Source organism: Wolbachia endosymbiont of Ostrinia scapulalis (assembly GCF_023559145.1).
GTDB lineage: Bacteria > Pseudomonadota > Alphaproteobacteria > Rickettsiales > Anaplasmataceae > Wolbachia.
In genome coordinates, this window is the sequence record NZ_CP096926.1 from 1 (window position 1) to 11,353 (window position 11,353).

Genomic DNA, 11,353 nt, shown 5'->3' on the forward strand with positions numbered 1-11,353 from the left:
TTTATTCCCTTTAATGGTGAAAATATCTTTAGATAAGGTCTATCAAGAAAACTGTTATTAAATGTTTAATAAGCATGTGAATAATGTCAAATTAATTTGTGAATTATTTGTTGAAATAAAATACTAACAATTGATCAACAATTTTTTCAATGACATATACATAATTATATAACAATCCATGATAGTAAAGCTTTTTTCCATAAAAGAAAATTACTAACATTCTAGACATCTTACTTATACACATAAATAATAAAGGAAAATCAATAGTATAGAGAAGTTATTAACATATTTATCCACAAGCTAAGTAATACTAATTTTTACTGAATTTTAAGTTAATAACAATTTATTGATAGAACTACTACTACTGTTATACTTTAGTTTAGATAAAAAGTAGATAAAATAGATTGAAAAGAAGTAAAGCAAAAATAGCAAGAATCATCAGTCAGAACGAGTCAAATGAAAAAGTCCCTATTTGGTTAATGCGTCAGGCTGGTAGGTCTCTTCCTGAGTATCGGAAGGCAGTGGAAAACATGAATAATTTTATGGAGATATGTTATAGCACAAATTTGGTAACAGAGTTAACGTTACAACCAATAACAAGGTTCGACATGGATGCAGCGATAATTTTTTCTGATATTTTGATAATAGCTGACATTTTAGGTTGTAATGTAAATTTTACTCGAGGTGTGGGTCCAATAATAAGACCTATAGAAAGTGCTAAAGAATTGAAGAGTCTACAAGGAATTGAATCTAAGACATTACCAATCCTAAATGCTATAAAAGAAGTAAGAAGCCAGTTGCCAGAAGAAAAATCGCTTATAGGCTTTGCTGGAGGGCCGTGGACGGTAGGTTCATACATCATAGAGGGCGGTGGTAGTAAAACTTTTTCCAAGGTGCTAAATTTTTGTCCATTGGCACTAGAGGAAATAATAAAAAAAATAACGGAAGCGACAATTATTTATCTGATCAAACAGATAGAGTTTGGAGCAGATGTTATTCAGTTATTTGACAGCAATGCTGGTGTATTGAAGGGAAAACTATTTGAAAGATACATCATCAAGCCAACAAAGGAAATTGTTTCGGCAATAAAGAGTAGATTTCCCAATTTTCCAATAATAGGTTTTCCGCGCTCTGCTGAAAATCTTTATACAGATTACTGCGAACAAACAGGCGTATCTGCAGTAAATATAGATTATAATGTTCCAATAGAATGGGCGAAAGAAAATCTAAAAATTCCTCTGCAAGGGAACCTTAATCCTAGTCTTTTGGCCTACAATAAGTCAGAAGCAATTGAAGAAGCAAAGCGTATAATAGATTGTTTTAGAGGGTTACCTTTTATATTTAATCTTGGACATGGAGTGCTTCCTGATACTCCGGTTGAAAATATTGCTGAATTAGTGGACCTAGTAAGAAACTACTAAAACTCTTGTATGAAAAGCCTTTATGAGGGTGGAATGAAAACCTTACTTGACAAACCTCATTCTCTTCCTTACTATAACGATAAGAGTATTCATCCTTGTTTTTGGGCTCAACGACAAAATTCAGTAAAAAACTCAGATACTTATTGGCAAATTACATAAAATTATAGCGGCTGCATGTTTTTTAAATTTTTTCTACTTCAGCCAAAACACGCTTGTTAGCACATTATCAATTTACATTATTAAAACTCGCTATACAGGGGTTTATTTGCCTTTTTCAATTTATTAAGCTTTTTAATATCTATATTTAAGAATACAAAAATACCAACCTTTATGTAAAATAATAAAACTTCTAGCTTTTTTGTTGTGTAGAGTTTATCATTTTTATTTAACTTTAGTGAGATTATGTCAGACCTTGCAAAGAGGATGTCTCTGATAAAACCGTCGCCTACAATTGCTGTGACCGATAAGGCAAACAGATTAAAAAGCGAAGGAAAGAAAATTTGCGTTTTAGCTGCGGGAGAGCCGGATTTTGACACTCCAGATCATATAAAAAAGGCAGCTATTCAATCGATAAATGAAGGTAAAACTAAATATACTGTTGTTGATGGAACTCATGAGCTTAAAGAGGCGATAATCAATAAGTTAAAAAGGGATAACAATCTAGAATATACACTGAACCAAATTTGTGTCGGCGCAGGCGCTAAGCAGGTGTTATTCAACTTATTTATGGCAACAATTGACTCTGGAGATGAGGCTATAATACCAGCTCCTTATTGGGTTTCGTATGTTGATATGGTAAATCTTTTTGGCGGACTGCCAGTTATTGTAGAGTGCAAACAAAACTTTAAGCTTACACCGGAGTTACTGGAAAGCAATATAACTGAGAAAACTAAATGGTTAATTCTTAATTCACCGAACAATCCAGCAGGAATTGTCTATACATATGATGAATTGAAAAGCATAGCGAGAGTATTGCTTAAACATCCACATGTGAATGTTGTTACAGATGATATTTATGAGCACATAATATACGACGAAAAGTTTTTTACCATTGCTAAGATTGAGCCAAAACTTTATGATAGAGTTTTTGTGGTCAATGGAGTATCAAAAGCCTATGCAATGACTGGCTGGAGAATAGGTTATATTGCAGGTAGGAGTGATATAGTAAAAGCTATTTCTACACTGCAGTCTCAAAGTACTTCTAACCCAAATTCAATAGCACAAGCAGCAGCAGTTGAAGCGTTAAACGGTGATCATAGTTTTTTGAAAGAAAGAACAAAAATCTTTAGGGACCGTAGAGATTTTGTAGTAAAAAAGCTAAATTCTGCTTCAGGCTTGTCAGCATCTATTCCACAAGGTGCATTCTATTTGTTTGTCTCATGTGAAAGTTTATTGGGTAAGAGTACGAAAAGTGGTAAAGTAATAAATAGTGATCTTGATTTTGCCGAATATTTATTAGAAGATCATTTAGTTGCTGTTGTTCCAGGAATTGCATTTGGTCTGAAAAATTTTATCAGAATTTCTTATGCAACCTCTCAGGAACAATTAGAAATTGGATGTGATAGTATTACTAAAGCATGCGAAATGCTAAGTTAACTTTTTAATATTCCTATATATAATATTTCAGTAAGATAGGGTTGATTTATGGCTTGGGTGTATTTGCTATTAGCTGGTTTGGTTGAAATAATATGGACCACAGCACTGAAATATAGCAATGGCTTTACTCGTGTTATACCTGTAGTAATTATTTTAGTTAGCGGTTCTGTGAGTCTTTACTGGCTATCGTTAGCAATGAAGTCTATTCCTCTTGGAACATCTTATGCAGTTTGGACTGGTATAGGCTCTATAGGTGCAGCGATAATAGGAATAATGTTTTTTAATGACCCAGTAAATTTGGGGCGTTTATTTTCCCTTGCTTTGGTAGTGCTGGGTATCATAGGATTAAAAGTATTTTCCAATTAGGAAAAGTTAAGTACGTCTATTTTACCATCTCAGGACTTTCTACTAAAGTTGCTTTGGATTTTTCAGTTCTCGAAGAGGGCATTCCTATTGATTTAGAAAGTACCTTTCTAATGTTCAATATTTCATTTTTCTCATTTTGTTGGATTAAGTTAATGTTGTTTATTTTATTCACTAAATCTTTTCCTTCCTTTAAAATTTTTAAATCGCTTTCGTTGATATGATGTTCATTTTTAAATTCTGCAACGATTTCTTTCTTCTTTGGATGAGTATTCAGAAATTCTAATATCTGGTGTTTAGCAACAGCTTGAATAAATTTCTTATCGTGAAATATTGAATTGTTATGTAGTTCTTCTAGGCTTTTATCATATTGTTTTGCTTCGTTTACAGTAAGTTTTATTATTTCTTCTGCGCTACTTAAAAGTTCCCTGTATAACTTGTCGTATCTATTGCCTGTGTGTGCGGTAAATGTTTGTTCAATGTATTTTGTTATGTAGTTTTGTAGCGTATTGTATATTGTACCTATGTTCATTCACTCACCTTGCTTTTATATTATATTTTACACACGAAAAGGTTAATATTTAGTTAACTGCAGCGTTTCTGATACTGGATTTCATTGAAAATTATATTATTTAAAGTATAATCGGTATCACGAAATGAAAGCGTAAATAAAATGAACTTTGTAACAAAACTAAAACTTATAATAAAAAAAATAAAGCTTAAGATGAACAAGGGTAAAATTATAAAAATCCTTATCATCTGTGGTATAATTTTTTTCATATACCTTATCCATGAACCAGTTATAGATATGCTAAAAGGTCTCTTTTAAGAAAGATACTCGGATTAGAGTAGCTATCTACAAAAGTGTTGCTCCTTGCTGATAAAATACATATAATCCTGTTTTTTAGGTAATATTAGCATTGAAGAGAAACTTTTTCATATGGTTGCTAGCATCACTATTTTATGCATACCAGTATATATTACGTGTAATTCCAAATATAATCGCGCCTGAATTAATAACGAAATTTAACATAAGTATTACAGATATTGGTCAATTTGGTGGGCTATATTATATAGGCTATACGCTTGCTCACATACCTGTTGGTCTTGCCCTTGATAGATTTGGGCCAAAGTTTGTTTTGCCTGTGTGTATTGTCTTAACGTTTGCTGGGACATTACCACTAATATGCTTTGATGAGTGGTATTACTCAATACTTGGTAGAATGATTGTTGGAGTTGGGTCATCTGCTTCGGCAGTTGGGCTCTTTAAAGTTGCAAGTATGTATTTCTCACAAGAAAAATCAGCAAGGATGGCTAGTTTATCTATAATAATAGGGTTACTGGGAGCTATTTATGGTGGATTACCTCTAGACTTTTTGCTCAATAAATTTGGTTGGAATTATGTTATATATACTTTCTCAGCGTTTGGTTGTTTGCTTGCTCTGTTGTTGCTTTTAATAACGCCAAAAAGTAACATAGAGGAGAGTAGAAATGACAACATACTTCAAGATTTAAAGACTGTACTTTTCAATAAACATATCATTCTAATCAGCTTTTTTGGTGGCTTAATGGTTGGACCATTAGAAGGTTTTGCTGATGGTTGGGCAAAAGCGTTCTTATGTGAAGCATATCAAATGACCGGGGATCTGGCATCTTCGCTTTCTTCCCTTATGTTTATAGGTATGGGAGCTGGATCATTCTTTTTAGCTTATTTACTGGAAAAATACCCAGACAAACATTACGAGGCAATTATTGCCTGTTCTTTTGCAATGATTGCTAGCTTTATCTTGCTTTTTATACAAGCTGGAGGTTTATATATTGCACTACCTGCACTTCTTGTTATCGGCTTTGCATCTGGTTATCAGGTAATTACTATTTACAAAGCAATAAGTTATGTGAACAATAACTTGGTAGGCTTGGCCACAGCCATATCAAACATGATAGTTATGGTTTTTGGCTATTTTTTTCATACAGGAATTGCAAAAATAATAGATTTATGTTGGAATGGAATGGTAGTACAAGGAAATCCTGTGTATGGTACTGAATTACTAGTAAAAGCAATATCAATTATTCCTATATGTTTGCTTTTAGCTGTTTTTGGATTTATATGGTTAAAGAAAAGTTCTTATGACAAGTGTTTCAGAAAGAATTTGTGACTCTAAAAGTAGTCTGAAGTCTTTTGATGATGAAGTTTATCAATCTATAGAGAAAGAACTGCGGCGACAAAAATCACAGTTGCAACTGATTGCATCAGAAAATTTTGCGAGTAAAGCAGTGATGGAAGCACAAGGTTCTTTTCTGACTAATAAATATGCAGAAGGTTATCCTGGTAAGAGATATTATTGTGGTTGTGAGTATGTGGATGAAATTGAAAGTCTAGCTATGGAGAGGCTCTGTAAGCTGTTTGGTGTTAAATTTGCAAATGTTCAACCTCATTCTGGTTCTCAGGCAAATCAAGCAGTGTTTGCTTCGCTGCTTACTCCGGGCGATACTATACTTGGATTGTCACTAAATTGTGGTGGACATTTAACTCATGGTGCAGCACCAAACCTTTCTGGTAAATGGTTTAAGTCGATTCAGTATACAGTTAATAGAGATACTTATCTACTCGATATGGACGAGGTAGAAAAGCTAGCGCTGGAGAATAAACCGAAGCTAATCATTGCTGGTGCTTCTGCTTATCCAAGAGAAATAGATTTCGAGCGCTTTCGCAAAATTGCGAATAAAGTTGGTGCATATCTGCTTGCAGATATTGCTCACTATTCAGGACTTATTGCTGCAGGTTGTTACCCATCACCTGCTGAATATGCGCATGTTGTGACTTCTACAACTCACAAAACTCTACGTGGTCCTCGTGGCGGAGTGGTAATGACAAATGATGAAGCATTACATAAAAAAATTAGGTCTGCGGTTTTTCCAGGGTTGCAAGGTGGGCCGCTTATGCATGTGATAGCTGCAAAAGCTGTTGCATTTAAGGAGGCATTAACGCCAGAGTTTAAAACTTATAGTAAAAAAGTTGTAGAAAATGCAAAAGTGTTAGCTCAAGCGCTGCAAAAACATGGAATAAACATTATAACTGGTGGCACTGACTCTCATATTGTGCTAGTTGATTTAAGATCACAGAAGTTGACGGGAAAAGACGTTGTAAATAGCCTTGAGAGAGCTGGCATTACCTGCAATAAAAACTCTGTGCCATTTGACACGGAAAAGCCAACCATTACTTCAGGGCTACGTTTTGGTACCGCTGCTGAGACAACGCGTGGACTTGAGAGAGAAGATTTTAAAGAGATAGCTGATCTAATAAATGAAATAATTCAGGGATTGATCAATGGAAATAGTCCTGATATTGAAAGAGCAGTAAAAAATAAAGTTGAAAAGATTTGTAGTAATTTTCCTATTTATTAATTTATTTGGCATTCAAATTTCCTTTCTTTACTTTGGATTAAACTATTGTATAGTGATTTTATAGCTCTTTAATTTTATGATAAATGTACTTAGCATAGAGAGTTGTGATTTTCACAATAAAAATGTTCTGCTCAGGGTTGACTTCAATGTTCCTATAAAAAATGAAAGAATTTGTGATGCCACTCGTATTTTAAGAGCGCTACCTACCATTCAATATTTGGCAAATGCGGGTGCAAAAGTTATTATTATCTCACATTTTGGGCGTCCAAAAGCCAAAGACAGTAACTTATCGCTAAAAAACGTAGCTGAAGCTTTATCGCAGCTGCTAAGCAAAGAAGTGAAATTTATTGATGATTGTATTGGTGAGAGAGTACAAAGAGTAATAAATGCGATGGATGGAGGAGATATAATATTACTAGAGAATCTGAGGTTTTATAAAGAAGAAGAGCAGAATGACTCAAATTTTGCTAAACAATTAGCATCTCTAGCAGATATATATGTAAATGATGCATTTTCTTGCTCTCATAGAGCTCACGCTTCTATTTCACGTATTACGGAATTTTTACCTTCTTATTCAGGATTTTGCTTGCAAGATGAGCTAAAATATCTTGAGCAAGCCATATCGTTTGATGCTAAACCTATTACTGCGATAGTTGGTGGAGCTAAAATATCCACTAAAATAAAAATGCTTATAAAACTAGCAGAAAAGGTTGATTACCTTATTCTGGGCGGCGCAATTGCTAATAATTTTTTGTTATTTAATAAAGTTAATATAGGCAAGTCTTTTTTTCAAAATGGCGTTGATGATCTTCTGCACGATATTGTTAAGACGGCAAATAAAAACAATTGCAAAATAGTTGCGCCAGAAGATGTTTTGGTTGCAGTAAATTCTGATTATAGCACTGGCGTTTTAAGAAAAACTGAATCCATTTTGGACGGTGATATAATTTTAGATATCGGACCTCAAACTTTAAGCACAATAAGCGGTATAATAGCAAGCAGTAAAACTCTGCTGTGGAACGGACCTATTGGTGTTTTTGAACATTCAGCTTTTGCAAATGGTACAGTAGAGGTGATGAGAGTAGTAAGTAATTTGACACACGAAGGAAAATTAACCAGTGTAATAGGAGGAGGAGATAGCCTATCTGCAGTAAATGCTGCAGGTCTTACTGATAAAGATTTTACATATATTTCAACTGGTGGGGGAGCATTTTTAAGTTGGCTCAGTGGTGATAAAATGCCGGGACTGCGATTAACATCTAATTAAAACTTTTTTAAGCTGTTGCTTGTACCTTAGCTTTTTTATACGTTGTGTTGTGGTTATGTCGAAAGTAGCTAAATTAATCTTATGCTTAATAATACCAGTAATAGGATTTATTTTTTACATTAAGGAGCATTACTTCAACAATACAAATTCACAAATTAAATTTGAGCCATTCTTCAAAACAGATTCTTCAGATCCAGACTATATTCCACTACTTCCGGAGCTGACTAACTTTGACAGAGGAATATTAAGGGTTTGTGGAGATTGGGGAACACAGCCTGATGAAGAAGATTTCAGAATTTTGCTTGATTGTCCGCAGCATCAAGAAGTGGTGAAAAAGATATACGATAAGCTTGATCATCAGGTGATTACACCTAGTGCAGACTTGGGGTTGTTTAAAGATGAATTGACTAAGATTTGGTTTACAAATAGCGGAACTGAAAAAGAAACTATAGGGTTTGGGCATATTTTTTGTGGTGAACCAGATAGATTGGGGCTTGGTGGTATGCATTTTGTAGGTAGATATGTTGAGGCTCAAGAAAATAAGTGGGCGGGTGCGATTTGGGATAATGAATCTCTGTGCAATAAATTAGATATTAAGCCACCTGTTTACACATTTGGAATGAAATATCTAGGTAAGGATGGAGAAGTGAAAGTTAAGTGCCCAAGTGGGTACGCGTATAACCTTCATGCTGATGATATTTTAGTTTCTGCGACTAAGGCGTTTAAGGAGCTGGGAAAAGATGGAATGTGTCTGTATAAAATGGAAGATGACAATTATCAATCAGTGTTTGTGAGAAAGAAAGACGCTATACTCACATTCTATCCTGACTTAACACCAAAATGTAATGATAAGAGTATTAATTGTAGCTGTAGCAAGTCTTGATTGGCTGAAAAAAAAGTAAACATTTTATGTGTATTATGCTAATTTAGTTATATCGAGGGCAATTTGTAGAGCTACATGAAACTTATAGTAAAAAAATGTTTGTCTGTTTTATTTCTGTTGCTGCTTGTAGCGCCTCTTGTATATGGACAACAATCTTGTTTAAGTGATATTGAGAACGATTTTCAAGATTTGAAAACATCATTAAAAAATCCAATATTTTTAGATCCTGCACCGAGTTTAAATTATGATGATAGAGAAGGCAAAAAAGTGTTGATGGTGGTGGTGCACCATACTGAATCACCAACATTAAAAAGTACAAAATACGCATTAAATTCTTCAGGGATATCAGTACAGCTTATTGTTGATAGAGATGGTAGCATTACTCTGATGGTTCCACTTGAAAAACGAGCATGGCATGCTGGTATAAGTTATGCGAAAGTTCAAGTAGATAATGTGGTTGAAGAGCTACGAAAACTGAATGATTATTCTATAGGTATAGAGATTGTAAACACAGGGCTTGAGCCTTTTCCAGAAGAGCAAATGAAATCTGTCAAAGATCTGATTTTGTACCTCATTAAGCGCTTTAAGATTAGAAAAGATATGATATTTAGTCACGCTGAGATAGGCACTATAGTGTACAACTCAGCAATTGAAGGTTACGCAATGCGTAAGCCTGATCCACATAAGTTATTTGATTGGGAGTTATTAGAGAAAAGTGGTATCGGATTGCATATAGGTGATAGAATCAGTCCTCAAGACGCAGAACAAAAAGTAAATGAGGTTTTGTATAAGGTAGGCGATAAGAGTGAAAATATTTTGAAATTAAAAAAAAGGTTAAACGGTTTTTTTTATAAAATACTGCCTTGGAATGATAGGGAAGGTAATATGATTTTTCCTGACAATAATGCTAATTACTCAAATGAGTTTGATGAAAATTTTGCGTGGGTTATCAATCAGTTTTCAATGCACTACTTGCCGAAAGAGATTAGAAAAGACTTGCCTCTAAAATTAGAACAAGAAGATATTTTGCCTGAATTTTTAGTTAAGTATAGTAATCTTATTTTTAGTGAATTCTTATCTTTAAGTGATAAAACTAAATTAAGCTTAAAGCCACCATTTTTGAATGAAGAGGATTATAAGCATTTATTATCTTCTCTTGCAGAATATGAAAATAATATTTCTTCTGATGCATTTGCTATGCTCATGTACAAGATTAAGCTATATTATGACTCTTATCTAAGATACAATATAAGATCTTCACTTTATATTCCATTTAGACTTAATTCATTTGAAAAGCTAGATGTTTTAAAGAATGAAATATTATCTTTTAAGTCTATAAGCCCTGAAAAGGCTATAGAAGTCTCGAATTTGATTAATGAGTTTAGGTCGCAAGTTTTATCTAATTTCCAAAATTTTGAGAAGCAGTGGTTTCAAGAATTTAAGGACACTTGGAAACAAAAATTTATACCGAATATGGAAAAGCAAATGTCTTGGACTGCGCTACATGAAACTGTGTTGGAATATTTAGAAAAGGCGAAGAAAGAAGTCTAATGAGTATTACAATGACCAGATGCATGGGCAGAGAAAAATAAAGGACTGGTTTCACATGCATCTGGAAGGATACAAAAATTTCTAAATGAGATTAATATAGTATTGGGATGACAGAGTTTAAAAAATAAGTTACTTTTTTTATTTTTGGTAAAAAGTAGTCTATGGGTATTAAAATTGCACCTTCTATACTTTCAGCAGACTTTGCAAAATTAGGAGAGGAAGTAAAAAGAATTAGCAACTTGAATGTAGATTATATACACATAGACGTTATGGATGGAAATTTTGTTCCAAATATTACAATAGGTCCGAATGTTATCTCTGCGATACGTAAATATAGCAATCTTCCTTTTGATGTACACTTAATGATTAAATCTCCTGGTAACCATATTGAAAGTTTTATAAATGCTGGTGCTGATATTATCACTATACATGCAGAAGCAGAGATACATCTTGAGAGGCTAGTAAGAAAGATAAAATCATATGAAAACAATACAAAAAAAATAATACAAGTTGGAGTTTCAATTGTTCCTTCAACTTCTCCAAGCGTGCTTGAGTATATAATAGATGAGCTAGATATTGTACTAATTATGACAGTCAATCCTGGATTTGGAGGACAGGAGTTTATTCATTCGCAGTTGAGTAAGATATCTACCGTGAGGAAAATGATACAGGACCGTAATCTTAAAACACAAGTTTCAGTAGATGGTGGAGTTAACTTTTCTAACGCAGCTGATATAATAAAAGCAGGTGCAAATATATTAGTTGCTGGATCAGCAATATTTAAAGCTGAAGACATAAAAAAGGCTATAAACGATCTTAAAAATCTTTCGTTATAACCCTATAGATAACACAAACCATTTTTGTTAT

Annotated in this window: 10 protein-coding genes; 9 read left to right on the forward strand and 1 reads right to left on the reverse strand. The window is 33.6% G+C overall.

Annotated features, from left to right (window positions below; all coding sequences use genetic code 11):
* Nucleotides 1-404: 404 nt before the first annotated feature.
* From hemE to M1L26_RS00015, 3 genes are all read left to right on the forward strand, one after another.
* Nucleotides 405-1,421 carry a uroporphyrinogen decarboxylase gene (gene hemE, locus M1L26_RS00005; protein WP_211907573.1) on the forward strand — a complete coding sequence of 339 codons (1,017 nt, stop codon included), beginning with the start codon at nt 405-407 and terminating at the stop codon, nt 1,419-1,421.
* 402 nt (nt 1,422-1,823) lie between these two features.
* Nucleotides 1,824-3,017, forward strand: coding sequence for a pyridoxal phosphate-dependent aminotransferase (locus M1L26_RS00010; RefSeq protein WP_211907572.1), 1,194 nt, complete (start codon nt 1,824-1,826; stop codon nt 3,015-3,017).
* Nucleotides 3,018-3,065: 48 nt separating this feature from the next.
* Complete coding sequence (locus M1L26_RS00015; RefSeq protein WP_211907571.1) at nt 3,066-3,383, forward strand: DMT family transporter; 318 nt, start codon at nt 3,066-3,068, stop codon at nt 3,381-3,383.
* Nucleotides 3,384-3,399: 16 nt separating this feature from the next.
* Here M1L26_RS00015 and M1L26_RS00020 read toward each other — a convergent pair whose 3' ends face one another.
* Nucleotides 3,400-3,912, reverse strand: coding sequence for a hypothetical protein (locus M1L26_RS00020; protein WP_211907570.1), 513 nt, complete (start codon nt 3,910-3,912; stop codon nt 3,400-3,402).
* Between the two features lie 388 nt (nt 3,913-4,300).
* Here M1L26_RS00020 and M1L26_RS00025 point away from each other — a divergent pair, with 388 nt between their 5' ends.
* The 6 genes from M1L26_RS00025 to rpe all read left to right on the forward strand — a co-directional run bounded on the left by M1L26_RS00025 (nt 4,301) and on the right by rpe (nt 11,322).
* Complete coding sequence (locus M1L26_RS00025; RefSeq protein WP_250120177.1) at nt 4,301-5,536, forward strand: MFS transporter; 1,236 nt, start codon at nt 4,301-4,303, stop codon at nt 5,534-5,536.
* Entirely contained in the window at nt 5,508-6,785 is a 1,278-nt protein-coding gene (gene glyA / locus M1L26_RS00030; RefSeq protein ID WP_250120178.1) for a serine hydroxymethyltransferase, read from the forward strand. Before M1L26_RS00025 ends, glyA begins: the two co-directional genes overlap by 29 nt.
* A gap of 79 nt (nt 6,786-6,864) precedes the next feature.
* Nucleotides 6,865-8,052: a phosphoglycerate kinase gene (locus tag M1L26_RS00035; RefSeq protein ID WP_211908744.1), complete on the forward strand. Its 1,188-nt coding sequence runs from the start codon at nt 6,865-6,867 to the stop codon at nt 8,050-8,052.
* 55 nt (nt 8,053-8,107) lie between these two features.
* Nucleotides 8,108-8,935 (forward strand): EndoU domain-containing protein, encoded by an 828-nt coding sequence (locus tag M1L26_RS00040; RefSeq protein ID WP_250120179.1) that lies wholly within the window; start codon nt 8,108-8,110, stop codon nt 8,933-8,935.
* 75 nt (nt 8,936-9,010) lie between these two features.
* Nucleotides 9,011-10,486 (forward strand): N-acetylmuramoyl-L-alanine amidase, encoded by a 1,476-nt coding sequence (locus tag M1L26_RS00045; RefSeq protein WP_211907566.1) that lies wholly within the window; start codon nt 9,011-9,013, stop codon nt 10,484-10,486.
* A gap of 161 nt (nt 10,487-10,647) precedes the next feature.
* Entirely contained in the window at nt 10,648-11,322 is a 675-nt protein-coding gene (gene rpe, locus M1L26_RS00050; protein ID WP_250120180.1) for a ribulose-phosphate 3-epimerase, read from the forward strand.
* Nucleotides 11,323-11,353 lie beyond the last annotated feature (31 nt).

Excerpts from the sequence above, each read along its gene's own strand:
- M1L26_RS00020 (WP_211907570.1), bottom strand. The coding sequence starts at position 3,912 with ATGAACATAGGTACAATATACAATACGCTACAAAACTACATAACAAAA.
- M1L26_RS00010 (WP_211907572.1), top strand. The coding sequence starts at position 1,824 with ATGTCAGACCTTGCAAAGAGGATGTCTCTGATAAAACCGTCGCCTACA.
- M1L26_RS00045 (WP_211907566.1), top strand. The coding sequence starts at position 9,011 with ATGAAACTTATAGTAAAAAAATGTTTGTCTGTTTTATTTCTGTTGCTG.
- M1L26_RS00040 (WP_250120179.1), top strand. The coding sequence starts at position 8,108 with ATGTCGAAAGTAGCTAAATTAATCTTATGCTTAATAATACCAGTAATA.
- glyA (WP_250120178.1), top strand. The coding sequence starts at position 5,508 with ATGACAAGTGTTTCAGAAAGAATTTGTGACTCTAAAAGTAGTCTGAAG.
- M1L26_RS00015 (WP_211907571.1), top strand. The coding sequence starts at position 3,066 with ATGGCTTGGGTGTATTTGCTATTAGCTGGTTTGGTTGAAATAATATGG.
- rpe (WP_250120180.1), top strand. The coding sequence starts at position 10,648 with ATGGGTATTAAAATTGCACCTTCTATACTTTCAGCAGACTTTGCAAAA.